The sequence below is a fragment of the Streptomyces sp. ADMS genome, assembly GCF_033441795.1.
Taxonomy (GTDB): Bacteria; Actinomycetota; Actinomycetes; order Streptomycetales; family Streptomycetaceae; genus Streptomyces.
In genome coordinates, this window is the sequence record NZ_JAVFVX010000086.1 from 1 (window position 1) to 25,112 (window position 25,112).

Consider the following 25,112-nt stretch of genomic DNA (forward strand, 5'->3'; position numbering starts at 1 on the left):
CCCCGGTGGTGGTGCCCAGGTCGACGGTGAGGGTGGGGGTGGCGGCGGAGGCCGGCGTCGTCATCACGGTGGTGGCGCCGGCTATGACGGTGAGTGAGAGCAGCGACGTGGTGACGCCGTGCAGAAGGCGTCTCGTGGTCGAGCGCCTTTGCCCGATTTCTGGCATGTGCTGGTGTCCCTTCAGGGATGCGGCTGGTTGTTGCTGCGCCGGCCCCCGTGCCGGACGTGTGGGTGGGGTGGTGCTCGCGGGTCAGACGACGGTGGCGTCGGTCCGGGTGTCCGCGCGGAGGTGGTGGTCGCGGGCGAGCAGCAGATAGCTGCCGGCGGTCCAGGTGTAGGCGCGGTCGCGCAGTCCGTGGCCGGTCAGGGCGTCGAAGTTCTCGGCGAAGCCGGAGGTTTCGCACAGGGCGCGGAAGCGGGTGCTGATCTCGTCCGCGAGGCGCTCGTGTCCGGCGCGGCGCAGGCCGTCCTCGATGAGAACGGTGGCGGGAGCCCAGATGGGGCCGCGCCAGTAGCCGTCGGGTTCGTAGTGGGGGGAGCCGGGATGTTCGGTCGCCAGGCCGAACGCGGTGAGGTGGGCCTCGATCCGTTCGGCCAGTTGGTCGCGGACCTTGGCGGGCAGGCGGTCGCCGAGCACGATCGGCATCAGGTCGAGCAGGCTGGCGCTCCGGGAGATGGGTCCACCGTGGGCCGGGCGGCTCAGGAACCGTTCGCCGTCCCACAGCTCGTCCAGCAGGGCCGCCTGGATGGCGTCGGCTGTCTCGGTGCGGCGCCGGGCGTCGTCCGGGAAGCCCAGTTCGCCGGCCAGCCGGGCCAGTTCGTCGAGCTGGAGGATCAGCGTCGCGGCGAGGTCGGCGGTGACGGCGAGGCGTCCGGGGTCGAAGGTGGTGGCGTTGTCCCAGCCGCTGTCGTTGCCGTGCTGGTAGTGGGGAAGGGCCGCGCCGGGTGCGCGCCGCGCGGTGAGCCAGAAGTCCGTCCAGCGCGTCAGTCTGTCGTACGCCTCGGTCAGTTGCGCCGGGGTGAGCGGCTCGGGGAGCCGTCGGCGCAGGTGGCCGAAGGCCCAGCCGTGGATGGGGGGTTTGACGAAGTTGTAGAGGACCTCGGAGTGGGTGACGGAGTCGGGCAGCGCGCCGCTGTCGTCCTGGTGGTCGAAGGGCAGCGAGAACTGGTCCCAGGCGAGGCCGGGGGATCCGGGGGCCAGGGCGAGGGCGTTGAAGCAGTGGTCCCAGCTCCACACCTTGTCCATCCAGTGCTTGGACATCAGTACGGCGGGCCGGGTGACCAGACCCGCCGGGCGGACGGTCGCCGACCACACCACGTAGGCGGCGAGTTCGGCCGCCGGGGTGGCGGCCGAGCGCCACGGGGCGACCGTGTCGGCGAACTCGGCGAACGACTGCCGTGCGGCCTCCATGACCTCGCCGAACGCCGCCGGCGAGCGGAAGGGCGGTCGCGCACTGTCGAGTTCCTCGACGGCGACCTCCCACGATCCGCCGGCCTCGGCGGTGACCGTGAGACCGCGGTCACCGGCGCCGAGGGCCTGGGAACCGGACACGTCGGCAACCGTGCCGGACAGCAGGGTGACGCGGTAGCGGCGGCCGGTCTCGTAGGAGGTGAACGTGTGGGCGCCGTCCACCGGGTCGCGGTAGAAGTAGGTCCCGCTGAACGGGGTCAGGGCGTTCGCCGCCGCGGTGACGCGCAGGCCCAGACCTTCGCCGCGCACACGTACGGTGTCCGGCGACTCGTAGGCGAGGTCGACGCGCCCGTCCGTGGCGGTCCAGCTGAGCAGGCCCGGTGTCGCCTCGACGCGGGTCCCGGCGCGGTCGCCCGTCGCCGCGTCGAGGGGGACGAGGCGCAGGACGGCGTGCATACCGTTCTGGTGCGAGACGAGGTGGAGGTCCTCGGCGCGCGTCTTCTCCGCCAGCACGGGCGAGATGCCGAACCAGGAGCCGTGCGCGCTGAAGGGTATCTCGTGGACGGAGAAGGCCGGGCCGGTCGGTGCGGCGGTCATGAAGCGGCACTCATTTCTTGAGCGGAGGGGGGTGGCGTTCTGCCGGGGGCGGGCGACGGCGCTCGCGCGCGACGGCTCAGGACGAGCACGGCCGCGTACGGGAGGTCCGGTGTCAGTCCTTGACGGCGCCGGCGGTCACGCCGGCGGCGACGTACCGCTGGGCGAGGACGAGGATCACCGCGGCGGGCAGCGAGGCCACGACGGCGGTGGCCATGATGGCGTTCCACTCCTGGTTGTTGTTGCCGATGTACTGGTAGATGCCGAGGGTGATCGGCTGGTGGGCGCCGCCGGCCGCGAGGGTGCTCGCGAAGACGAAGTCGGACCAGGACCACAGGAACGCGAACAGCGACACCGTGACGACGGCGTTGCGGCTCATCGGCAGCACGATCGACCAGAAGGTGCGCAGCGCCCCGGCGCCGTCCGTCTTCGCGGCCTGGAGCAGTTCACCGGGGATGCCGGACATGAACGCGGTGAAGATGAGCACGCCGAACGGGACGGCCAGGGTGGAGTCGGCGACGATCAGGCCGGGAACGGACTGGAGGAGACCGAGGTTGAGGTAGATGGCGTAGAAGCCCATCGCCATGATGATGCCGGGGATCATCTGGGCGGCCAGCAGCACGAAGCCGAGAACTCCGCCGCCGCGTGGGCGCAGCTTGGCCAGCGCGTAGCCGGCGGGCGCGGACAGCGCCACGGTCAGGGCGACGGTGCCGAGGCCGATGACCAGGCTGGTGCCGAGGTAGGGCAGCTGCTGGTCGAACACGGCGCGGTAGCCGTCCAGGGTGCCGTGGACCGGGAACAGGTCCGGCGGGCTCTTGCGCATGTCCTGGTCGCGGGTGAGGGACACGTTGAGCATCCAGTAGACCGGGAACAGCATGATCGCGGTCAGCAGGAGACCGAGGCCGGTCTTCCACCACGTACGCGTACGGGAGTTCATGACATCCTCTGCTTCCGCTCGGCCCGGACGTACACCAGGCCGAAGACCAGCGCCGCGACGACGAGCAGGTTGCCGACGGCCGCGCCGGGTCCGAAGGCGGGCAGCAGGTTGCCGAAGCCGAGCTGGTAGGACCAGGTGGCGAAGGTGGTGGACGAGTCCGCCGGGCCGCCCTTGGTCATGATCCAGATGATGTCGAAGACCTTGAGCGTGTAGACCAGGCCAAGGAGAAGGGTGATCGCGGACACCGGTCGCAGCAGCGGGAAGGTGATGCGCCAGAACCGCTGCCAGGCGTTCGCGCCGTCGAGGGCGGCGGCCTCGTACAGGCTGGTGGGGATGGACTGGAGGCCGCTGTAGAGGACCACCAGGTTGAACGGGACACCGATCCAGATGTTCGCGATGATGACGGAGGGCAGCGACCAGTCCGGCGAGGTCAGCCAGTTGACCGGCCCGACGCCCACGGCGTGCAGGGCGGCGTTCACGATCCCCGAGTCGCTGTTGAGCATCCACGACCAGGTCGACGCCGAGACGATGAGCGGCAGCAGCCACGGTACGAGGAACAGGGCGCGCAGGGTGGCGGAGAGCCGGAAGTGCTGGTTGAAGAAGACGGCGAGGGCCAGCCCGATCGCGTACTGGAAGACCAGGCACACGACGGTGAACACCACGGTGTGCAGGAGTGCCGGGGCGAAGACCGGGTCGTCGAAGACGGTTCTGTAGTTGTCCAGGCCCGTGAACGGGGCGTTGCCCTGGACGAAGGAGCGGACGGTGTAGTCGCGCAGGCTCAGATCGAGGTTGCGGTAGAGCGGATAGGCGTAGAAGAGGGTCAGGTAGATGGTGACCGGGGCGAGGAACGCCCAGGCGGCCCACTGCTGGGAGGCGGGACCGCGCCGGGTCGTGGTGCGGACCGGGGACGGGGCGGCACTCGCCGCCCCGGTCCGGTCGGGCGCGGGGCGGTGGCCCGGCGGGTGTGTCGTGCGGTTCATCAACGGGCCTCTGGCACTGGTTACTTGACGGCGGACTGGGCGGCCGTGAGTGCGTCCTTCGGCGACTGGGACCCGCTCAGCGCGGACTGGACCGCCTTCCAGAGCTGCTCGGAGATCTTGGGGTACCTGGTGCCCAGGTCGTCGCTCGTGCGCCCCTTGGCCGCCTTGACCGCGTCGACCCATGGCTTCAGCTCGGCGTTCGCCGCCACCTGCTTGTCCTGGACCTCGGTGGTGGGGGCCACGTAGGAGAGCGTGGTGTCGGTGGCGAGGAGGTTGTCGGCGCTGGTCAGGCAGGCCACGAGCTTCTGCGAGGTGGCGTAGCGCCCGGTGTCGCCCTGGACCGGGACGGTGACGAACTCACCGCCCGTCGGAGCCGCCGCGGCTCCGCCAGAGGCACCCGGGACGGGGATGACCCCGTACTCGAAGCCCGCCTTCTCGGCATTGGCGAGCTGCCAGGTGCCGTTCTCGCTGAACGCGTAGTCACCGCTCGCGAACTCCTGCCAGCTGGTCGTCTGGGTGTTGTTGATGACCGAGTTGGGGGCGTAGCCCTTGTCCAGCCAGCCCTTCCACAGCGACAGCGCGGAAACGGCCTTGTCGGAGTCGATCGCGGTGAGCTGCGCGCCCGAGCCCCAGAACCAGGGCAGGAACTGGAAGCTGCCCTCCTCGGTCCCGATCGCGGAGAACGTGATGCCCTTCTTGCCGGCCTTCTTGACCTTCTCCAGAGCCGCCGTCAGCGAGTCCCAGTCCTTCACGGAGGCGATGTCGACTCCGGCCTCCTTCAGCACCGCCTTGTTGTAGTAGAGGGCGAGGGTGTTGGCGCCGACCGGGGTGCCGTACGTCTTCCCGCCGGACTGGCCGGCCCCGAGCAGGTTGGGGTCGACGGCCGAGGTGTCGATCTTGTTGTCGTCGGTCGTGGTGAGCAGGCCGGCCTCGGCCAGGGTCGACACGACGGGGTTGTCGACGATGAGGACGTCCGCGGAGTTGTCCTGCTGTGCGGCGAGCAGCGCCTTGTTCGTCAGGTCACTGGTGTCGAAGGCCGTCCGCTTGATCTTCACCCCGGCCTTGGTGCCGCAGTCGTCCAGCAGCTTGGCCCAGGCCGAGCCCTTCGCGAACTGCGGGTAGGGGTCCCAGATGGTGTACGTGCCGCTGCCCTCGGCCGTGGTGGAGGTGCCTCCCGAGCCGGAGGAGCACGCGGTGGCGCCGACGGTGACGGCGGCGACGGTCATGGCGACGGCGGTGAGACGACGTCCGGTGGATCTGTTCATTGCGCGTTCCTCTGTGTCTTGGGCAAAGGGGTGCCGTGAAGGGGGCGTTGAGGGGTTCTGACCTGTGGGAAGGGAGGGGTTCTGACCTGTGAGAAGGGAGGGGTTGTCGACTACGGAAGGTTGCCGTGGGCCGGTCCGGTGCTGGACCGCAGCGAGATCGGCGGGGTGAGCAGGTGATGCCGGGGAGGGGCCTCGGGATGGTCCAGCCGCTCGATGAGCAGGTCGACGGCGAGGCGGCCCATCTGTTCCGCCGGTACGTCCGCCGCCGTGAGCGGCGGGGTCACCGTCTCCGCCCAGCGGCCGGCCACGACCCCGGTGACGGAGAAGTCACGCGGCACATGGCGGCCCGCCCGGGCAAGGCCCCGGTAGAGGCCGCCCAGCGCGGCCTCGTTCAGCGTGACCAGACCCGTGGTCGCCGGGTCGTCGTACAGGATCTGCTCCAGGCACGCCTGCCCCGAGGCGGCGTCGTCCCCGCAGCAGTACGTCCGCGCGGTGAGCCCACGCTCCGCCGCTGCCTTGGTGAACCCGTCCAGCCCCCGCTGCGCGGACTCGTACCCGGCCCTCACCAGTTGCTCGGGACGGTTGACGAAGGAGACCCTGCGGTGCCCGAGATCCGCCAGGTGACGGACACAGGCTTCCACCAGCGCGGTGTGGTCCAGCCCGACCGACCAGCTGCCCTCCGGGTGCGCGGTGCGGCCGATGGCGACGAAGGGGAAGCTGACCGCGTCCAGGTGCTCGACCCGGTCGTCCTCCAGCCTGATCTCCATCAGGATCGCGCCGTCCACCCGCCGCTCCCCCAGCAGCCGCTGGAACGAGCGGTCGCTGTCCACGCCACTCGGGGAGAGCAGTACGTCGTAGTCATGGGCCGCGGCGGCCTCCACCACGCTGCCGATGAAATCGAGCTGCATCCCCGTGTAGTGGTTCCCGGCCGGCGGGAACACCAGACCGACCGTGCTGGTCCGGCCGTTGGCCAGGGCACGCGCACTCGCGTTGGGCCGGTATCCCAGTTCGTCGATGACCCGCTGGATCTTCCGACGGGTGTCCTCCGACACCGGGCGTTTCCCGCTCAGTGCGACGGACACGGTGCTCCGCGAGACGCCGGCCCGCCGGGCGATCTCACCAATGTTCACGGATGCTCCTCGCTGACCTCGATCGAACCGGTTCGACAACTCCGGGGAGCGGGATCGGGGAGATTCCGACCGTCGAACCGGTTCGCGTGAAGTGAAGTTAGGAGCAGGTTGGACGGGTGTCAACGCCTCGGTCCAAAATTCTCGTTAACGGCGCGGAAACGTCACCGTTCACGGGCGCGACCGCCCGGCCCGCCCGAGCCTGCGACCGCTCACCAGGGGGCCAGGTGCCGGATTCGGCGGACGCGAACCCCGGAACCCTCCAGAGCGGCAGGCCCGCCACGGCCGAAAGGATCCGCATCGAGGTATTGCTGGCCGGTTTCCCCAGTGCTACCTTCCATCGAACCGGTTCGACGAAGGGTCGGGGGTAACGACCGAGGTCGCGGCGCCCCACAGGCGTCGATCACCCGGCGAAGCCCCTCGGTGAGCTGTTCCGCGTCCGGTGCCGTCGCCGGGTCGAAGACGTACTGACAGATGAGCTCTTCTCTGAACTTGGTCCTTCTTTCCGACCTTGCTGGGGGCCAGTGTTGGACCTCAGGGTCCGAAGGCGGCTCATCTGCTGGCTCGAAGCGGAACCCGGCATCGGTGAGCAGCCATCTCTGCCGAGTCACGGCAATGAGTCGGAGCGGCGCGCGTGGCAGGCTCTGGGGTATGGAGCGGAGTTTCAAGTTGCACGGGGGGATCGCGGCCGGGTTGAGTACCGTGCTGCTGTTGCTCGCCGCGCTCACGTGGCTGCCGGGTACCTTGCCGCTGGCGGCCTCGAAGTGGCCGATGGTGGCGATCGTGGTGCTTCTCTTCCCGATCTTCATAGCTGCCTTGGTGCGCGTGTTCCTGAGTGGGGCAGATCGCTACTCGATGTGGCTCGCCTTTCGATGTCTGCCTGGCAGGGTGCAGGCAGCTCTTGGGGCTCTGGCCGTCTCGGGCGTCCTGCTGATGCTTCTCAGCGAGGCCGGCGCGGGGAACTGGCAGGCGCCAGAGGCCAAGGATGGCCGATACTTCGTTCTCGACACGACTCCCCACGCACGCGGCACGATTGAGGTCTCGCACAGCCAGTACGAGGCCGTCCTCGAGAGCGATCAGCGCAGCATGCTCGCGATCCCAGGCATACTCTTTGCTGGAGCCGCATATGTCGTCCTTGCAGCAGGGGAGTTGCGCCGGGCGGATGTTGGGTTCAGATCCTCGTAGCCGGTGCGGGTCTGAAGATTCCAGGTTGCGGCTGATCGCTTGTCACTCGTGCCGACATCGACTGTCACGCCTGGAAGCCCGCCCCGGCAGCAACGGGGCACTCGGCGCGTCCGGTCGCAGCGCTTGTGAGGGTAGCGACGATGCGGTGCTGCCGGTCCTCGGCCGCCGTAAGTCCCGCCGTCGCCTCTGGTCTGCATCGCCAACCTCCTCCGACGGCCGATCCTTTCCGCTGGGGGTGTTGTAGAACTGGCCGCCGGAGTCGACATCCCCCCCTCCGGCACGTCCGCCGTCGCGGGGGCGGTGCTGTTGCCGGGGGCGGCTGTGCCGGCACTGAGAACGCCGGACGGGGCAGAGACCTCAGCCCGTCCGGCGTTTGAGGACTAGGCCCGTTCAGGGCCGTAGCGGGGGTCTGGGGGCGCGGGCCCCCAGGTGACGGTCACCTCACACAAGGTTGACCGATCGAGCAGACGTCGCCCCGATCTCCTCGGCGACCTCCGTCAGCACAGCGGGGGCAACCGTGTCATCGACGGTCAGGATGGCCAGCGCTTCGCCACCCGCCACCGACCGCGACACCTGCATCCCGGCGATGTTGATCCCGGCCTCACCGAAGATCCGGCCGACTGTGCCGACGACACCCGGCCGGTCCGCGTACCGGTACACGACCATGTGGTCGGCGAGCGCGAGGTCGACGTCGTACTCGCCGACCGCGACGATCTTCTGGTGGTTCTTGGGACCGGCCAGCGTGCCGGAGACCGACACCTCCTCGCCGCTGCCGAGCGTGCCGCGCACGGTCACGACGTTGCGGTGGTCCGCCGACTCCGAGCTGGTCGTCAGCCGCACCTCCACGCCGCGCTCCTGGGCGAACAGCGGGGCGTTGACGTACGAGACGGTCTCGTCGACGACGTCCTCGAACACACCCTTCAGAGCGGAGAGTTCGAGCACCTTCACATCGTGCTGGGTGATCTCGCCGTACACCTCGACGTCGAGACGGACCGCGACCTCGCCCGCGAGCGCGGTGAAGATACGGCCGAGCTTCTCGGCGAGCGGCAGACCCGGCTTGACGTCCTCGGCGATGACGCCGCCCTGGACGTTCACCGCGTCCGGGACCAGCTCACCGGCGAGGGCGAGACGCACCGAGCGGGCGACGGCGATACCGGCCTTCTCCTGCGCCTCGTCCGTGGACGCGCCGAGGTGCGGGGTGCAGACGACCTGGTCCAGCTCGAACAGCGGGGAGTCCGTGCAGGGCTCCTTCGCGTACACGTCGAGACCGGCGCCGGCGACGCGGCCCTCCTTGAGCGCCGAGTACAGCGCCTCCTCGTCGACGATCCCGCCGCGCGCGGCGTTCACGATCCGGACGCTCGGCTTGACCTTGTGCAGCGCCTCGTCACCGATGAGACCGACGGTCTCGGGGGTCTTCGGCAGGTGCACGGTGATGAAGTCGGAGACCTCCAGGAGCTCGTCCAGGGACAGCACCTTGACGCCCATCTGCGCGGCCCGGGCGGGCTGGACGTACGGGTCGTACGCGACGACCTTCATGCCGAACGCGGACATGCGCTGCGCGACGAGCGCGCCGATGCGCCCGAGGCCCACGACACCGAGGGTCTTCTCGGCCAGCTCGACGCCGGTGTACTTGTTGCGCTTCCACTCGCCGTTCTTGAGCGCGGTGTTGGCCTGCGGAATGTGGCGCGCGGTCGCCAGCAGCAGACCGCAGGCCAGCTCGGCGGCGGTGACGATGTTCGAGGTGGGGGCGTTGACGACCATCACGCCGGCCTTGGTGGCGGCGGAGACGTCCACGTTGTCCAGGCCGACGCCGGCTCGTGCGACGACCTTCAGCTTGCGGGCGGCTGCGACGGCCTCGCCGTCGACCTTGGTGGCCGAGCGGATCAGGATCGCGTCGACGTCGGCGATGGCGGGGAGCAGTTCGGCTCGGTCCGCTCCGTTGCAGTGCCGGATCTCGAAGTCCGGGCCGAGCGCGTCGACGGTCGCGGGCGACAGCTCTTCAGCGATGAGTACGACAGGTTTCGAGCTCACGTGAGTCCTCACTCAGTCCTATGCGGACGGCCGTCCCGACGGCCGCAGGCGGTGGAGGGGAAGCGGCACCGGGGAATTTCAGGTGTGCTTCCGCGTTGGTCGGTGCGTGCTCTCGGCGTGCCGGGTGGAGGTCCTCGTAGCGGGGCTACCAGGTCCTTCGGCCGGTGCGCCGAGAGTGCGTGCCGGGCGGCGTGGGAGTGTGCCTGAAAATCTTCGGTGTCGCTTGGCCGCGTGGAAGACGCACGACGCTGTGGGCCTGACGCGTTGGTAGTACGGCAGTGTAGTGGCGCGGCGAGGGCGGTCGGCGCCCCTGCGGAAGGATCACTCATCCGTGGCCGGTCAGCGCGGACAAGGCTTACCGGGGGTTCGGCAATGGGGCCGCAGCATGCGCCGCGGCCCCATCCCCCAAGACCTACGCCTCGTCGTCGACCCAGGACATGAGCTTGCGCAGCTCCTTGCCCGTGGTCTCCAGCAGGCTCTGCTCGTCCTGCGACTTGTACTCGTTGTACTTCTTCAGACCGCCGTGGTACTCGGCCATCCACTCACGCGCGAAGGTGCCGTCCTGGATCTCGGCGAGGACCTTCTTCATCTCGGCCTTGGTGGCGTCCGTGATGATCCGCGGGCCGGTGACGTAGTCGCCCCACTCGGCGGTCTCGGAGACCGACCAGCGCATCTTCTCCAGGCCGCCCTCGTACATCAGGTCGACGATCAGCTTCAGCTCGTGCAGGCACTCGAAGTACGCGATCTCCGGCTGGTAGCCGGCCTCGGTCAGCGTCTCGAAACCGGCCTTGACCAGCGCGGCCGTACCACCACAGAGAACGGCCTGCTCACCGAACAGGTCGGTCTCGGTCTCCTCGGTGAACGTCGTCTTGATGACGCCGGCGCGGGTGCCACCGATGCCCTTCGCGTACGACAGGGCCAGCGCGAAGGCGTTGCCGGTCGCGTCCTGCTCGACGGCCGCGATACACGGAACGCCGCGGCCCTCCTCGTACTGGCGGCGCACGAGGTGGCCCGGGCCCTTGGGGGCGACCATGCAGACGTCGATGCCGGCCGGGGGCTTGATGAAGTCGAAGCGGATGTTCAGACCGTGGCCGAAGAAGAGGGCGTCGCCCTCCTTGAGGTTGTCCTTGATGGACTCCTCGTAGACCTGGGCCTGGATCGGGTCCGGGACCAGGATCATGATGACGTCGGCCTCGGTGGCGGCCTCGGCGGGGGTCACCACGCGCAGGCCCTGCTCCTCGGCCTTCGCCTTCGACTTGGAGCCCTCGTGCAGACCGACGCGGACGTCGACACCCGAGTCGCGGAGCGACAGCGCGTGGGCGTGGCCCTGGCTGCCGTAACCGATGACCGCGACCTTGCGGCCCTGGATGATGGACAGGTCGGCGTCGGCGTCGTAGAACAGCTCGGCCACTTTGGGTTCTCTCCTTGAGTGCAGGTGTTGCGTCCCACCGTATGACGGCGGGCGGAAGTGGAGTCTCGGGGTCTCGGTATACGGGCGGCCGGTATCACCCGACCGCCCGTATCCGCCGTTATGCCGACCGGTCGAGGGCCCGCAGCGACCGGTCGGTGATCGAGCGCGCGCCGCGCCCGATCGCGATCGTGCCGGACTGCACCAACTCCTTGATGCCGTACGGCTCCAGCATCTTGAGCATCGCGGACAGCTTGTCGCTGCTGCCGGTGGCCTCGATGGTGACGGCCTCCGGGGAGACGTCGACGGTCTTGGCGCGGAACAGCTGGACGATCTCGACGATCTGGGAACGCGTCTCGTTGTCGGCGCGCACCTTCACCAGAACGAGTTCACGCTGAACGGCCGAGCCGGCTTCCAGTTCGACGATCTTCAGCACGTTGACGAGCTTGTTGAGCTGCTTGGTGACCTGTTCGAGGGGCAGTGCCTCGATCACGTTGACCACGATGGTGATGCGGGAGATCTCGGGGTGCTCGGTGACGCCGACGGCGAGCGAGTCGATGTTGAAGCCGCGCCGGGAGAACAGGGCCGTGATCCGGGCGAGGACACCTGGCTTGTTCTCGACGAGGACGGAGAGGGTGTGCTTGGACATGTCTCGGTGTCTCTCTCGCTCAGTCGTCTTCGTTGTCGCCGAAGTCGGGGCGGACGTCCCGGGCGGCCATGATCTCGTCGTTCGAGGTGCCTGCGGCGACCATCGGCCACACCATGGCGTCCTCGTGGACGATGAAGTCGATCACGACGGGGCGGTCGTTGACCGAGTTCGCCTCCTCGATGACCTTGTCGAGGTCCTCCGGGGACTCGCAGCGGATCGCGTAGCAGCCCATCGCCTCGGACAGCTTCACGAAGTCGGGGACGCGGGTACCCCTGGCCTGCGGATTGACGTCGTCGGGCCCGGAGTGCAGCACGGTGTTGGAGTAGCGCTGGTTGTAGAACAGGGTCTGCCACTGTCGGACCATCCCGAGGGCACCGTTGTTGATGACGGCGACCTTGATGGGGATGTTGTTGAGCGCGCAGGTGGTGAGTTCCTGGTTGGTCATCTGGAAGCAGCCGTCGCCGTCGATCGCCCAGACCGTACGGTCCGGGGCACCGGCCTTGGCTCCCATCGCGGCCGGGACCGCGTACCCCATCGTTCCGGCGCCGCCTGAGTTCAGCCAGGTCGCGGGCTTCTCGTACTGGATGTAATGGGCGGCCCACATCTGGTGCTGGCCGACGCCCGCCGTGAAGATCGTGCCCTCGGGGGCGAGTTGTCCGATGCGCTCGATGACCTGCTGCGGGGAGAGCGAGCCGTTGTCGGGCTGCTCGTAGCCCAGCGGGTAGGTCTCGCGCCAGCGGTTGAGGTCCTTCCACCACGCGGTGTAGTCGCCGGCGTGGCCTTCGCTGTGCTCCTTCTGCACGGCCTGGACCAGGTCGGCGATGACCTCGCGGGCGTCCCCGACGATCGGGACGTCGGCGGCGCGGTTCTTGCCGATCTCCGCCGGGTCGATGTCGGCGTGGACGATCTTGGCGTACGGGGCGAAGCTGGACAGCTTGCCGGTGACGCGGTCGTCGAAGCGGGCTCCGAGGGCGACGATCAGGTCGGCCTTCTGCAGCGCGGTGACGGCGGTGACCGCACCGTGCATGCCCGGCATTCCCACGTGCAGCGGGTGGCTGTCGGGGAATGCGCCGAGCGCCATCAGCGTGGTGGTGACGGGCGCTCCGGTGAGTTCGGCGAGGACCTTCAGCTCGGCGGTGGCCTTGGCCTTGAGGACGCCACCGCCGACGTACAGGACCGGCCGCTTGGCGGCGGTGATCAGCTTCGCGGCCTCGCGGATCTGCTTGGCGTGCGGCTTGGTCACCGGGCGGTAGCCGGGCAGGTCGGTGACCGGCGGCCACTGGAAGACGGTCTGGGCCTGGAGGATGTCCTTGGGGATGTCGACCAGGACCGGGCCGGGGCGGCCGGTGGAGGCGATGTGGAACGCCTCCGCGATCGCCCGGGGGATGTCCTCCGCCTTGGTGACCAGGAAGCTGTGCTTGGTGATCGGCATGGTGATGCCGACGATGTCCGCCTCCTGGAAGGCGTCCGTACCGATCGCCTTGGACACGACCTGCCCGGTGATCGCGACCAGCGGCACGGAGTCCATGTGCGCGTCCGCGATCGGGGTGACCAGGTTCGTGGCACCCGGCCCGGACGTCGCCATGCACACGCCGACCTTGCCGGTGGCCTGTGCGTAACCGGTGGCCGCGTGGCCGGCGCCCTGCTCGTGGCGGACCAGCACGTGGCGCACCCGCGTGGAGTCCATCATCGGGTCGTACGCCGGCAGGATGGTGCCCCCGGGGATGCCGAATACCGTCTCGGCCCCGACCTCCTCAAGCGAGCGGATGAGGGACTTCGCACCCGTCACGTGCTCGGGGGCGGACTGCTGTCCTCCGGAACGGGGCCGCGGCTGCGGGTGATGGGCCCCGGTGGCCTGCTCGGTCATCGGCATTCTCTTCTCGATGCTGAGGGTTTTCGCGAGTTTCGTGCGGTGTGCGTTGCGGTCCGACCGGCGCCGGTGCAACAAAAAACCCCTCGTGCCGTGAGGCAAGCGAGGGGAGCGCGCCGGGTGCGGTCGCTGGGAGTTCCGGGTCTGTCCGAAACGTTCACCAGCGTCAGCCGACGCGCTTTCCAAGTACGAGAATTCGGGTGCGCATGGGGTCGACCCTCCCCCCGGCACGCACCGACTGTCAAGTGGGTGGGACGGGAGTCTCATTATGTGAGCGGAGAGCCGTTCCGCCTCCGAGAACAGCGGGCACACCTGTACTTGTGTACACCCCGGAACCGCCGCCCGCGAACGCGGGCTCGGCCGGACCGTTCGGCACCGGATAGCGGCCGGTGGACAGGGCCCGGCGCAGCCGGTACTCGTCCAGCGGCCCGGAGAAGGCCATGCCCTGCCCGTGTGTGCAGCCCATCGCGCGCAGTGCGACCACCTGCTCCGGCAGGTCCACACCGTCGGCCACGGACTGGAGCCCGAGGTCGGTGGCGATTCTGAGCAGCCCACTGGTGATCTTGTGCAGCCGCGCGGACTCGACGACACCCTCGACCAGACCGCGGTCCAGTTTGAGTACGTCGACGGGGAGCCGCCGCAGCGCCGTGATCGCCGCGTAGCCGCTGCCGAAGCCGTCCAGGGCGATCTGCACACCGAGCCGTCTGAAGGCGTTCAGCCGGCGCTCCAGCTCGTCCAGGGAGACCCGGGGGTCGGTGTCCGCCAGCTCGATCATCAGGGCGCCGGTGGGGAGCCCGTGGCGGGTCAGCAGGTTCTCGATCGATCCGAGGGGCAGGGAGCGGTCGAGGAGCCGCCGGGCGCCCATCCGGACGGCGACGGGTACGGCGAGCCCGGTCGCGGCGCGTTCGGCGGCCTGCTCGACGGCCTCCTCCAGCATCCAGCGGTCCAGCTCGGCGGTCTTGTCGCCGTCCTCGGTGACGCGGAGGAACTCGGCGGGTGTGAAGAGGACGCCCTGGGAGGAGCGCCAGCGCGCCTGGGCGGCGACCGAGGTGATCCGGCCGCTCTCCAGCGCCACCACGGGCTGGTGCAGCAGCGCGAACTCGCCGTCGTGCAGGGCGGCACGCAGCCGCGTGGCCAGCTCCGCCTTCCGTACGACGTCCTGCTGCATCTGGGGCGCGTAGAGCTCGACACGGCCCTTGCCGGAGGCCTTTGCGCGGTACATCGCCAGGTCAGCGTTGCGCAGCAGTTCGCCGGCGCCGAGGCCGGGCTCGGCGAAGGCGACGCCGATGGAGGCGTTGACCCGGACGTCGTTGCCGTCGATGTTGTACGGCTGCGAGAGGGTGAGCCGCAGCCTGTCGGCAAGTTCCATTATGTGGCGCTCGCGCGCGCTGCGGTCCCGGGTGCCGTCGCCGACGATCAGGGCGGCGAACTCGTCACCGCCGAGGCGGGAGGCGGTGTCCCCGTACCGGACCGCGTCCTGGAGCCTGCGGGCGGCCTGGACGAGCAGTTCGTCCCCGGCCTGGTGCCCGATGGTGTCGTTGACGGCCTTGAAGCCGTCGAGGTCGATGAAGAGGACGGCCGTGCCGCGGTCGGTGGAGCGGCGGCCGGACAGGGCCTGCTGCACGCGCTGGGTGAACAGGGCGCGGTTGGGCAGGTCGGTGAGCGGGTCGTGCTCGGCGTTGTGCTGCAACTGCGCCTGGAGCCGCACCCGTTCGGTGACGTCCCGGCTGTTGAAGATGAGGCCGCCGTGGTGGCGGTTGACCGTCGACTCGACGTTCAGCCAGCCGCCGTCGCCGGACTTGAAACGGCATTCGATGCGGGTGGTGGGTTCTTCGCCGGGGCTGGCGGCGAGGAAGCGGCGCACTTCGTGCACCACGCAGCCCAGGTCCTCCGGGTGGATGAGATGGGCCAGTTCGGTGCCGACGAGGTCCTCCGCGGACCGTCCGTAGACTCCGGCGGCGGCCGGGCTGACGTAACGCAGCATGCCGTTCGGAGCGGCGATCATGATGACGTCGCTGGAACCCTGCACCAGGGAGCGGAAGTGGTTCTCCTTCTGGGCCAGCTCCTGGGTGAGGGTGATGTTGTCGAGCAGCATGATGCCCTGGCGCACGACGAGCGCGAGGACGACGGCGCCCGCCGTGATGAGCACCACACGGTCGGGGCTGCGGCCGTTGAGAACGTTGTAGAGGATGCCCAGCGTGCACACCGCGGCGGCCAGGTACGGGGTGAGCGCGGCCAGCGAGCCGGTGATGGGCCGGTTGACCGGATACCGGCCGTGATCACCCCCCGGTGCGGACGGCTGCCCCTGCCCGGCCGCCCGGCCCTGGTGAGGCGCGGGCCGCTGCCCCCCGGGCCTGACCGGGCGCTGCTGCCCGGGAAGGTGTTCGTGCACCACGCGCGTGTGCCCGTCGGACTCGCCTCGGCCGGAGCCGACCCATGGCGCGTACGCCAGCAGCAGTGAGCCGGCGAACCAGCCCGCGTCGAGCAACTGGCCCGAGTGGTAGTTGTTGTGCATCAGGGGCGAGGTGAACAGTGCGTCGCAGCACACGGTCAGGGCGAGCGCGCCGATCGCGGTGTTCACGGCGGAGCGGTTCACGGTGGAGCGCCGGAAGTGCAGCGCGAGGACCATGCTGACGAGCGCGATGTCGAGCAGCGGGTAGGCCAGCGTCAGCGCGGCGTGCGCGACGTTCGGCCCGCCGAACTTCGCCGCCTGGGCCAGCGCGAGGCTCCAGGACAGGGTGAGCAGTGAGCCGCCGATCAGCCAGGCGTCGAGGAACATGCAGACCCAGCCGGCCTTCGTCACCGGCCGCTTGGCGAGGACCAGGAGTCCCACGATGGCGGGCGGGGCGAAGCACAGGAAGAAGAGGTCGGCGTAGCTGGGGCTGGGCACCTCCTGGCCGAGCACCACCTCGTACCACCCCCAGACGAAGTTGCCCATGGAGGCCATGGCGGACGACAGCGCGAACAGCAGCCAGGCGGGCCGGAAGCGGATACGGCTCCGGGCGTAGAGGAAACAGGACACGGCCGCGGCGGCGGCCGCGGCGCTCAGGCCGAAGTCGCCCATGATCATGGCGAGCCGGGGGGACCCCCAGCCGAACGCGGAGCCGACGGCGTATCCCGCGCACACCAGGGCCAGTACGAGTTGCGAGACCAGGCCCGCACCTCCGCCGGAGACCGGACGGCGGGCCAGCAGCGCCCCGGGGGAACTCACCGGACCCTCCGGACGCACGCCGCTCCCGTGTCCCGCTCGACCCGGTGCGCCGGGTGCGCGGCGGGTGTTGGGGGCGCGGTGTGCGCGTGCCTCCGACGACCGCTGTGCCGGCGGTGCTGGTGATGGCCGCTGTGGCCGCGTCTGCGCGCGGCCGTGCGCCAGGGTCGCTGTCGGCGGCCCCGCCGCGTCGGATCGTTCGCCCATAGGCCGTGCATCGCCCGTCGCCCCCCTCACAGTCTGAAATGTCCATCCCCGGCGCCGAACGGTGCGTGGCGCAGCCCCTGTCGGGACGATACACCAGTCTCGTCACTCAGGGACATAGTTCCTCTACTCTCCGTGACGGCCGATGGCGATGGCGACACACCCCGCATCCGGGGGAATGCGGAGGGTTCCCGAAACGGACTACGCGTCGACCGTCCCCGTCGTAAGGATCACGTTCCGCAGCGGCTCCTGGTTCATGAAACGTCGCAACTGGTCCACCAGCAGCCGCTCGGCCCGCGGCCGGAACGCGGAGGTCGGGCCGCCGACGTGCGGGCTGATGAGCACGCCCGGCGCCTGCCACAAGGGGTGTCCGGGCGGCAGCGGCTCCGGGTCGGTGACATCGAGGGCGGCTGTGAGACGTCCGGACTCCAGCTCGGCCAGCAGCGCCCTGGTGTCGACGACGGGCCCCCGGGCCACGTTCACGAGCAGCGCGCCGTCCTTCATCCGCGCCAGGAAATCGGCGTTCACCAGCCCTCTTGTCTGCTCGGTGAGGGGCGTGGAGAGGATCACGACGTCGGCTTCGGGCAGCAGGGCGGGCAGTTCGGTGAGCGGATGCACCGGTCCGCGCGCCGTGGTGCGCTCAGAGCGCGCGACGCGCGCCACCCGCGCGAGCTCGAAGGGCGCGAGCCGGTCCTCGATGGCAGCGCCGATGGAGCCGTAACCGACGATGAGGGCGGTCCTGTCGGCGAGTGCCGGCCGGAACCCGCCCCGCCACTCCCCCTTGTCCTGCGCCCGCACGAAGTCGGGGATGCCGCGCAGCGAGGCCAGGATCAGGGCGAGGGTCAGCTCGGCGGTACTCGACTCGTGCACACCACGCGCGTTGCACAGCCGTACGCCTGGGCGCAGGTGCCTGAGTCCGGGCTGGATGTTGTCGACGCCCGCGGACAGTGTCTGCAGCACCTGGACACGGGCCATGTCCGGCAGGGGACGTACGCAGAGCTCGACGGGCTTCATGTACGGCACAACGTAGAACGCGCAGTCGGCCGGGTCCCCCGGGTAGTCGTGATCGCCGTTCCAGAACAGGTAGTCGGGCCCTTCGGGCAGGTCTGCGATCTCCTCCGGCGGGATGGGGAGCCACACGTCAGCAGTCATGGTCACGAGCGTAGGCGAACCCCTGTGCGTACAGAGGTTAGGTTTGGGGTGCAGGGAGAGAGAGGTTCACGACCAGGTGGAGCGCAGGACGATCGGCGCGGCGGCGCTCGAAGTGGGAGCAGTTGGCCTCGGGTGCATGCCGATGAGCTGGGCGTACAGCGCGTCTCGGCAGCGTGGCGAGGAGTCGGTGCGGGCCGTGCACCGGGCCCTGGACGAGGGCTCGACGCTCCTGGACACGGCCGACATGTACGGCCCGTTCACCAACGAGCTGCTGCTGGGGCGGGTGTTGAGGGAGCGGCGCCGGGACGCCTTCGTGTCGACGAAGGTCGGTCTGCTGGTGGGCGATCAGCACATCGTGGCCAACGGCCGCCCGGGATACGTGAAACGAGCGTGCGACGCCTCGCTCCGCCGCCTCCAGACGGATGTCATCGACTTCTACCAACTGCACCGCGCGGACCCGGAGATTCCCGTCGAGGAGACGTGGGGCGCGCTGGCGGAACTCGTACAGGCGGGAAAGGTACGGGCGTTGGGGCTGTCCGCGATGGGTGCGCGGTCGGGGCGCCGGTCGGGGGCGCGGCTGTACGACGGGACGATCCGCCGGCTGGAGCGGGTGCAGCAGGTGTTTCCGGTGAGCGCGGTGCAGGCCGAGCTGTCGGTGTGGTCGGCGGAGGCGCTGGACGCGCTGCTGCCGTGGTGTGCGGCGCGCGGGATCGGCTTCCTCGCGGCGATGCCCCTGGGCAACGGCTTCCTGACCGGGACGCTGACCCCGGGCGAGGGCTTCGAACCGGAGGACATCCGCGCCCGCCACCCCCGTTTCACGGCCGACATGATGGCCGCGAACCAGCCGATCGTGGCGGGCCTGCGCCGCGTGGCGACACGCCTCGGTCCGGAGGTCACCCCGGCTCAGGTGGCGCTGGCGTGGGTACTGGCGCAGGGCCGGCACGTGGTGCCGGTACCGGGGGCGAAGCAGGAACGGTGGGTGGCCCAGAACGCACGGGCGGCGGGGCTGCGGCTGTCGGCGGTGGACCTGGCGGAGGTGGCGCGGCTGCCCCGGGCGCAGGGGTCGTGGGACTGAGGCCGGGGCATCAGGCTTCGGAGATCGGGAACTCGTGAGGCGCCGGCGGTGTATGACAGGGAGAACCCGCCGCGTCGAAGGGACCATGATCGTGCAACGTAGAGCTGTGACGGCCGTACTGGCCGCGGCCACGCTCCTTTTCACGGCCGGCTGCTCCTCCGGGGAGGGAGGGGGAGGCGAGGGGCCGGGCGGCACCGACAGCGCGGCACCGGGTCGTACGAGTCCGCAGACGTCGCCCTCCTCACAGGCGACCGAGGAGGCCCCGCCGGCCAGGGGCTCGGTGAAGGTGGTGCGCACGGTCACGGAGGACCTGAAGTCCCCCTGGGGCCTGGCCCCGCTCCCGGACGGCGACCTGCTGGTCTCCTCCCGTGACGAGGGCACGATCACGAGGGTCGACACGGAGACGGGCGAGAAGACGGAGCTGGGCGAGGTACCGGGCGTCTCCCCGGCCGGCGAGGGCGGTCTGATGGGCCTCGCGCTGTCCCCTTCGTTCGCGTCCGACCACATGGTCTACGCGTACTTCACGACGGAGTCGGACAACCGCATCGCCCGCATGCTGTACGAGGAGGAGAAGCCGGCCGGCGAGCAGCTGGGCGCCCCGGACACGGTCTTCCGGGGCATCCCGAAGGGCTATGTCCACAACGGCGGCCGGATCGCCTTCGGCCCGGACAGGATGCTGTACGCGGGCACGGGCGAGAGCGGTGAGACCGGTCTGTCGCAGGACAGGTCCTCGCTGGGCGGCAAGATCCTGCGCATGACCCCGGAGGGCGAACCGGCCCCGGGCAATCCCCTGCCCGACTCCGCGGTGTACTCCTACGGCCACCGCAATGTGCAGGGCCTGGCCTGGGACTCCAGGCAGCGCCTGTTCGCCTCGGAGTTCGGGCAGGACACCTGGGACGAGCTGAACCAGATCGAGCCGGGCGACAACTACGGCTGGCCCGAGGCGGAGGGCGACAGCGACGACGCCGCGTTCCACGATCCCGTCGCCCAGTGGCGCACGGACGACGCGTCCCCCAGCGGTATCGCGCACGCCGAGGGTTCGATATGGATGGCGGGGCTGAAGGGCCAGCGCCTGTGGCGCGTCCCCCTGAAGGGCACGGAGACCGCGGCCGACCCGCAGGCGTTCCTGGAGGGCGAGTACGGCAGGCTCCGTACGGTGGTGTCGGCGGGCGGCGACAAGCTGTGGCTGGTGACGAGCGCGACGGACGGCAGGGGGTCGCCGGAGGGCGGGGACGACCGGATTCTGGAGCTTCAGGTGACCTGAGGAGGATCCGCCCGCCCGGGTTGCTCCGGCTGCTCGGACCGGCGTACGACGACTATCCCGGACGCGAGGTCTATCGGCCCGCGCCCGGAGTCACCGTCGCCGACGTCCTCGCGGGTCAGTTCCAGGCGGTTCTGTTCGTCGCGCGTGTGCTTGCGTCCCGGCGCGAAGAGCTCCTCGAACATGTTGAACACGGGGCCTCCCCTGGACCTGGGTCCCTTGCAGCGTAACCCTCGCCCTCACCCCGCCGTGGGGGCAGGGATCGCCCCCGGCGGGAACAGCCCCAGCCGATGCGCCACCGCCGCCGCCTCGCCGCGCCCCGAGACGCCCAGCTTGGCGAGGATGTTGGAGACGTGGACGCTCGCTGTCTTGGGTGAGATGAAGAGTTCCCCGGCGATCTGGCGGTTGGTGCGGCCGGCGGAGACCAGGCGCAGGACGTCCCGTTCGCGGCTGGTCAGGCCCAGGGACTCGGCCGGATCCGCGGTGGGGCGGGCCGGTCCGGGGATGCGGGTCGGGTTGAGGCGGGCGCGCTGGGCGAGCAGGGCAACGGCGTCGGCGAGGGGGCGGGCGCCCAGGTGGTCGGCGACGGTGGCGGACAGCCGGAGGAGCTCGGTCGCCCGGTCGCGGTCGCCGGGCTCGGCGCCGTCCGCCAGAAGTGCGTCGGCCAGGCCGTGGCGGACCCGGGCCAGGTCGAAGGGGCGGTCCAGGGCCTCGAAGGCGGTGACGATCGGCGACCAGGTGCCGGGGGTGGCCGTGCCGTCGGCGCGCCGGAGTTCGGCGCGGACCCAGTGCTCGTGGGCGAGCCAGACGGGGGCACCCGTGGTGAGGTTCCTGGCGGTGTCGAGGATGCGCGCGAGGGTCTCGGGTCGGCCCGCCGCGACGGCGGGCAGGGCACGGGCGTCGGCCTCCGCGGTGGCGGCGGCGAGGAGCAGGGGCCAGCCGTAGCACTGGGTGCCCGGCGGGAAGCCGGTGTCCAGGACGTGGCCCAGTTCGGCGCGGGCGTCGAGGAGACGGCCCTCACCGTTGGCGACACCGATGGTGACGAGGGAGAGCATCAGGTCGTGCTGGGGCATGTGGTCGTGGGAGCCGAAGTACTCGTGGGCTGCGGCCAGTTGGCGGGCGGCCTCGGGCAGGTCGCCCCGGCCCAGGGCGAGATGGGCCAGGCAGATGGCGCTCGCGCCCTGCGGTTTGGCGCTGAGACCGCGCCGTAGCGCGTTGGTCGCGGCCTCGGCGGCCTCGCTCCAGCGGCCGAGCGAGTACAGCGAATCGGAGAGGTTGCCCCACACCCAGGCCTCGGAGTCCAGCAGCCCGAACTTCCGGGTGTAGGCGATGCCTTCCTCCAGGATGGGGACCGCGTCCCGGGAACGGCCGACCGATTCGAGCCCGGAGGGGAGGTTGACGTAGGCACGTCCGGCGACGAAGAAGATGCCCTCCGCGACCGCCCGTTCCTTGACCGCGCGCATCTCCGCGAAGCCCGTCGCCGTGGCACCGGCGTCGATCAGGAGGCCACCGTGGGTGAGACGGGCGTGCAGCTCGGTCTCGTGGGCGCCCACCATGCGCGCGTACTCGACCGCCTGTTCGGCGGCGACGAGGGCGTCGGGGCCGGGCGAGTGCAGCATCGACCAGACGGCGACGTTGGCCAGGACCTCGGCGTGCACCTCCGAGGGCGGCAGGCCGCGTACGAGTTCCTGGGCGGTGCCGAGTTCCTTCCAGCCGTCACCCCGGGACAGGGACTGGACCAGGCGGGAGCGCTGGCACCAGAACCAGGCGGCGCGCAGGGGGTCGCCGTCGTCCTCCAGGAGGTGCAGCGCACGCTTGATGATCTTCAGGGCGCGTTCGCGTTCCCCGCACAGCCGGCCCGCGACGGCGGCTTCGGCCATGAGGTCGAGGTAGCGCAGAGCGGTGGTGGCCGGGTCACAGCCGCAGGGAGGGTAGATCTCGGTGTAGTCGACGGGCCGGAGCGTGTCCCGTACGGCTTCGGGGGTGGCGTCCCACAGCTCCATCGCCCGCTCCAGGAGCCGTAGTTGCTCGGAGTAGGCGTACCGGCGGCGGGCGGTGACCGAGGCGTCCAGGACGGCGGGGAGGGCCTTGGCCGGGTCGTGGGCGTGGTACCAGTAGCTGGCCAGGCGCATGGTGCGTTCGTCGGCGGGGACGAGCGTCGGGTCGGCCTCCAGGGCCTCGGCGTACCGGCGGTTGAGGCGGGAGCGTTCGCCGGGGAGCAGGTCGTCGCCGACCGCCTCGCGGACCAGGGAGTGGCGGAAGCGGTAGCCGTCGCCGGCCGGGGTGGCGAGCAGGAGGTTGGCGCCGACGGCTGCCCGCAGCGCTTCGATGAGGTCGTCCTCGGCAAGCCCGGCGACGGCGGCGAGCAGCCGGTACTCGACGGTGGAGCCGCCCTCGGCGACGATCCGGGCGACCCGCTGGGCGCTCTCGGGCAGGCTTTCGACGCGGACGAGGAGGAGGTCCCGGAGGGTGTCGGTGAGCCGGGTGCGGCAGCCCTCGTGGGCGGCGACGGCGAGTTCCTCGACGAAGAAGGCGTTGCCGTCGGAGCGGTCGAAGATCTCGTCGATCTGGGCGGGTTCGGGGTCGGTGGCGAGGATGCCGGCGATCTGGCGGCCTACTTCAACGCGGTTGAAGCGGCTCAGCTCGATGCGGCGGACCGTGCGCAGCCGGTCCAGTTCGGCGAGGAGGGGGCGCAGGGGGTGGCGGCGGTGGACGTCGTCGGCGCGGTAGGTGGCGAGGACGACCAGGCGGCCAGTGCGCAGGGTGCGGAAGAGGTAGGCGAGGAGGTGGCGGGTGGAGGCGTCGGCCCAGTGGAGGTCTTCGAGGGCGACGACGACCGTGCGGTCGGCGGCGACGCGTTCCAGGAGGCGCGCGGTGAGTTCGAAGAGGCGTGCCATGCCCTCCTCGTCGTGCCTCCCTGCGCCGGTCTCGCCCAACTCCGGGAGCAGCCGGGCCAGTTCCTGTTCCTGCCCGGCAGCGGCGGCGGCCAACTCGTCGGGCAGCGCGCGTCGCAGGGCGCGCAGGGCGGTGGAGAAGGGCGCGAAGGGCAGTCCGTCGGCGCCGATCTCGACACAGCCGCCGAGCACGACGACGGCGCCCCGGCTACCGGCCACCCCGGCGAACTCCTCGACCAGCCGCGTCTTCCCGACCCCGGCCTCCCCGCCGAGCAGCAACGCCTGTGGCTCACCACCGGCGGCGCGGGCGAGCGCGTCGTGCAACACCCCCAGCTCATCGGCACGACCCACGAACACCGGACTGACGGACCTGGTCTCCACGGGCCAGAGCATCGCACAGGGCTCTGACATCGCGGGACTGGTTATCGCGCCGTTGGCTGGAGCGATGGCTGGAGCGATGACCGGCCCGGTCACCCGGCCGGGTGCCAAGACGGGCGACGGGGCAAGCGCCGAGACGGGCGACGGGCCAGGCGACGAAACACGCGACGGACCGGTCGCCGAGACGGGTACCGAGACAAGCGACGGGGCAGGCACCGAGACGGGCGACGGGGCGGGCGACGGGGCGGGCGACGGACCAGGCACTGAGACAGACGACAGGGCGGGCGACGGGCCAGGCGACGAAACACGCGACGGACCGGGCGCCGAGACGGCAACCGGCCCGTTGCGGGGCGGGGGGCGGGCGGCCGCGGCGCACGCGGGGAGGAGCGACGCCATGGAAGCCGCGGTACCGGATGTGTTGCCGGTTCCCGTACGTCCGTCCGCCCGTCCGCCGGTGCTCACGCGGCCCGGGTGAACCAGTGCCGGCGGGTGCGGTCGGGATGCACCTCGCCCTCGGCGGCGCGGCCCGCTGCCTCGCGGCGGGCCGCGCGGGCGCTCCGGACCGCTTCCCGGGCCAGGCGCTCGTCCGCGGCCTCGCGGATCAGCTCGGCGGAACGGATCTGGTGGAGTTCGTACTCGAACATGTCGTGCCCCTCAGGTCTCTGGCGAGTCGGGTCGGTCTTCGCTTTCCGCGATGTCTCAACCTTCGTCTCCCAGGGGTGTCCGCCGCATCGGGAGAGTTCCGCATCTTCCGAGGGGGTGGGGGCCTTAGAAACGGGTGAGGGGCCCCGGACGGGCCGTAAGGTGCTTACGACCGGTCTAAGGCCCCTCATGACCTGCGGTGATTCCGCTCCCGGGTCAGGGCGCGGAGGGCAGGCCCAGCAGTACGTCGGTGTACTTGAGGACCGCGAGGAGCAGTCCGAGGACGCCGAGGGCCACGCCCGCCCAGGAGACCGACTTGATCCAGACGGCCTGGGGCCTGCCCGGGGCGCCGAACGCGGGCCGCGCGAGGGCGGCGACACCGACCAGCAGCGCGAGCAGCGCGAAGATGCCGCCCCACAGCGCGGTGGTCTGCCAGGCGTCGCCGTAGACCTCCTTGATCTGGGTGGCGACGCTCGCCGACGAGGCGGTCTCCAGCTGGCCGACGAGCGTCTCGCGTGCGCCGGCCACCGTGCCCAGCCAGCTGCCCGTCAGCGAGACGAAGCCGAGGACGGCGGACACGACTGCGGCGGCACCCTGGCCCACCCCGGAGGAGCCTTCCTTCTCGGGAGTGAACCCCGCCTCGTCGAGGTCCTCCAGGTCGTCGCCCTCGTACGCGTCCGCGTCGCCCGGGGCCTCGGCCTCGGTATCGGCCGCGGCCTCCGCCGGCTGCTCGCCCTTGGTGATGTCCACCGTCTCCTCGCCGCTCTTCGCGTCGTCGCTCTTCGCCTCGGTACCGGTCTCGGCGCCGGTCTCGTCTGCTGTCCTGGTTCCCATGCCTCGC

18 protein-coding genes are annotated in these 25,112 nt (G+C 70.5%); 3 read left to right on the forward strand and 15 right to left on the reverse strand.

Features of this window, described 5'->3' with window-relative positions:
- Positions 1-250: 250 nt before the first annotated feature.
- From RB628_RS29385 to RB628_RS29405, 5 genes are all read right to left on the reverse strand, one after another.
- A complete protein-coding gene (locus tag RB628_RS29385; RefSeq protein WP_318323562.1) occupies positions 251-2,008 on the reverse strand; it encodes an MGH1-like glycoside hydrolase domain-containing protein in 1,758 nt (585 codons plus the stop codon).
- Positions 2,009-2,120: 112 nt separating this feature from the next.
- Positions 2,121-2,942, reverse strand: a complete 822-nt coding sequence (locus RB628_RS29390; protein ID WP_318323563.1) for a carbohydrate ABC transporter permease — start codon at positions 2,940-2,942, stop codon at positions 2,121-2,123.
- The gene (locus tag RB628_RS29395; protein ID WP_318323564.1) at positions 2,939-3,922 is read right to left on the reverse strand and encodes a sugar ABC transporter permease; all 984 of its coding nucleotides are present in this window, start codon (positions 3,920-3,922) and stop codon (positions 2,939-2,941) included. The genes RB628_RS29390 and RB628_RS29395 overlap by 4 nt, the downstream gene beginning before the upstream one ends.
- Positions 3,923-3,942: 20 nt before the next feature.
- The gene (locus RB628_RS29400) at positions 3,943-5,187 is read right to left on the reverse strand and encodes an extracellular solute-binding protein (RefSeq protein ID WP_318323565.1); all 1,245 of its coding nucleotides are present in this window, start codon (positions 5,185-5,187) and stop codon (positions 3,943-3,945) included.
- Positions 5,188-5,297: 110 nt separating this feature from the next.
- Positions 5,298-6,317 carry a LacI family DNA-binding transcriptional regulator gene (locus RB628_RS29405; protein WP_318323566.1) on the reverse strand — a complete coding sequence of 340 codons (1,020 nt, stop codon included), beginning with the start codon at positions 6,315-6,317 and terminating at the stop codon, positions 5,298-5,300.
- A gap of 648 nt (positions 6,318-6,965) precedes the next feature.
- Between RB628_RS29405 and RB628_RS29410 the strand changes: the two genes are divergently transcribed.
- A complete protein-coding gene (locus RB628_RS29410) occupies positions 6,966-7,499 on the forward strand; it encodes a hypothetical protein (RefSeq protein WP_318323567.1) in 534 nt (177 codons plus the stop codon).
- Positions 7,500-7,940: 441 nt separating this feature from the next.
- Here the strand turns inward: RB628_RS29410 and serA are convergent, their stop codons facing one another.
- The 6 genes from serA to RB628_RS29440 all read right to left on the reverse strand — a co-directional run bounded on the left by serA (position 7,941) and on the right by RB628_RS29440 (position 18,021).
- Positions 7,941-9,530, reverse strand: coding sequence for a phosphoglycerate dehydrogenase (gene serA / locus RB628_RS29415; RefSeq protein ID WP_318323568.1), 1,590 nt, complete (start codon positions 9,528-9,530; stop codon positions 7,941-7,943).
- A gap of 412 nt (positions 9,531-9,942) precedes the next feature.
- The gene (gene ilvC / locus RB628_RS29420) at positions 9,943-10,941 is read right to left on the reverse strand and encodes a ketol-acid reductoisomerase (protein ID WP_318323569.1); all 999 of its coding nucleotides are present in this window, start codon (positions 10,939-10,941) and stop codon (positions 9,943-9,945) included.
- Between the two features lie 118 nt (positions 10,942-11,059).
- Complete coding sequence (gene ilvN / locus RB628_RS29425) at positions 11,060-11,587, reverse strand: acetolactate synthase small subunit (protein WP_318323570.1); 528 nt, start codon at positions 11,585-11,587, stop codon at positions 11,060-11,062.
- Positions 11,588-11,606: 19 nt separating this feature from the next.
- Entirely contained in the window at positions 11,607-13,454 is a 1,848-nt protein-coding gene (locus tag RB628_RS29430; RefSeq protein ID WP_318323571.1) for an acetolactate synthase large subunit, read from the reverse strand.
- A 244-nt stretch (positions 13,455-13,698) separates the two neighbouring features.
- Positions 13,699-16,668: a putative bifunctional diguanylate cyclase/phosphodiesterase gene (locus RB628_RS29435; RefSeq protein ID WP_318323572.1), complete on the reverse strand. Its 2,970-nt coding sequence runs from the start codon at positions 16,666-16,668 to the stop codon at positions 13,699-13,701.
- 402 nt (positions 16,669-17,070) lie between these two features.
- Entirely contained in the window at positions 17,071-18,021 is a 951-nt protein-coding gene (locus tag RB628_RS29440; RefSeq protein WP_318323573.1) for a 2-hydroxyacid dehydrogenase, read from the reverse strand.
- A gap of 76 nt (positions 18,022-18,097) precedes the next feature.
- Here RB628_RS29440 and RB628_RS29445 point away from each other — a divergent pair, with 76 nt between their 5' ends.
- Together RB628_RS29445 and RB628_RS29450 are read left to right on the forward strand one after the other, a co-directional pair.
- Positions 18,098-19,096 carry an aldo/keto reductase gene (locus RB628_RS29445; RefSeq protein ID WP_318323574.1) on the forward strand — a complete coding sequence of 333 codons (999 nt, stop codon included), beginning with the start codon at positions 18,098-18,100 and terminating at the stop codon, positions 19,094-19,096.
- Positions 19,097-19,148: 52 nt separating this feature from the next.
- Positions 19,149-20,360 (forward strand): PQQ-dependent sugar dehydrogenase, encoded by a 1,212-nt coding sequence (locus RB628_RS29450; protein WP_318323575.1) that lies wholly within the window; start codon positions 19,149-19,151, stop codon positions 20,358-20,360.
- Here RB628_RS29450 and RB628_RS29455 read toward each other — a convergent pair.
- The 4 genes from RB628_RS29455 to RB628_RS29470 form a co-directional block, all read right to left on the reverse strand.
- Positions 20,348-20,551, reverse strand: coding sequence for a DUF6191 domain-containing protein (locus RB628_RS29455; RefSeq protein ID WP_318323576.1), 204 nt, complete (start codon positions 20,549-20,551; stop codon positions 20,348-20,350). The genes RB628_RS29450 and RB628_RS29455 overlap by 13 nt on opposite strands.
- 45 nt (positions 20,552-20,596) lie before the next feature.
- Positions 20,597-23,644 (reverse strand): helix-turn-helix transcriptional regulator, encoded by a 3,048-nt coding sequence (locus RB628_RS29460; protein ID WP_318323586.1) that lies wholly within the window; start codon positions 23,642-23,644, stop codon positions 20,597-20,599.
- A gap of 443 nt (positions 23,645-24,087) precedes the next feature.
- Positions 24,088-24,273 (reverse strand): hypothetical protein, encoded by a 186-nt coding sequence (locus RB628_RS29465; protein WP_318323577.1) that lies wholly within the window; start codon positions 24,271-24,273, stop codon positions 24,088-24,090.
- A 214-nt stretch (positions 24,274-24,487) separates the two neighbouring features.
- Positions 24,488-25,105 (reverse strand): hypothetical protein, encoded by a 618-nt coding sequence (locus tag RB628_RS29470; protein ID WP_318323578.1) that lies wholly within the window; start codon positions 25,103-25,105, stop codon positions 24,488-24,490.
- Positions 25,106-25,112 lie beyond the last annotated feature (7 nt).

Bases quoted from the DNA above. Each gene is read 5' to 3' on its own strand.
- RB628_RS29460 (WP_318323586.1), bottom strand. From the start codon at position 23,644: ATGCTCTGGCCCGTGGAGACCAGGTCCGTCAGTCCGGTGTTCGTGGGT.
- RB628_RS29430 (WP_318323571.1), bottom strand. From the start codon at position 13,454: ATGACCGAGCAGGCCACCGGGGCCCATCACCCGCAGCCGCGGCCCCGT.
- RB628_RS29400 (WP_318323565.1), bottom strand. From the start codon at position 5,187: ATGAACAGATCCACCGGACGTCGTCTCACCGCCGTCGCCATGACCGTC.
- RB628_RS29470 (WP_318323578.1), bottom strand. From the start codon at position 25,105: ATGGGAACCAGGACAGCAGACGAGACCGGCGCCGAGACCGGTACCGAG.
- RB628_RS29390 (WP_318323563.1), bottom strand. From the start codon at position 2,942: ATGAACTCCCGTACGCGTACGTGGTGGAAGACCGGCCTCGGTCTCCTG.
- RB628_RS29465 (WP_318323577.1), bottom strand. From the start codon at position 24,273: ATGTTCGAGTACGAACTCCACCAGATCCGTTCCGCCGAGCTGATCCGC.
- RB628_RS29440 (WP_318323573.1), bottom strand. From the start codon at position 18,021: ATGACTGCTGACGTGTGGCTCCCCATCCCGCCGGAGGAGATCGCAGAC.
- RB628_RS29450 (WP_318323575.1), top strand. From the start codon at position 19,149: ATGACAGGGAGAACCCGCCGCGTCGAAGGGACCATGATCGTGCAACGT.
- ilvN (WP_318323570.1), bottom strand. From the start codon at position 11,587: ATGTCCAAGCACACCCTCTCCGTCCTCGTCGAGAACAAGCCAGGTGTC.
- RB628_RS29410 (WP_318323567.1), top strand. From the start codon at position 6,966: ATGGAGCGGAGTTTCAAGTTGCACGGGGGGATCGCGGCCGGGTTGAGT.
- RB628_RS29395 (WP_318323564.1), bottom strand. From the start codon at position 3,922: ATGAACCGCACGACACACCCGCCGGGCCACCGCCCCGCGCCCGACCGG.
- RB628_RS29385 (WP_318323562.1), bottom strand. From the start codon at position 2,008: ATGACCGCCGCACCGACCGGCCCGGCCTTCTCCGTCCACGAGATACCC.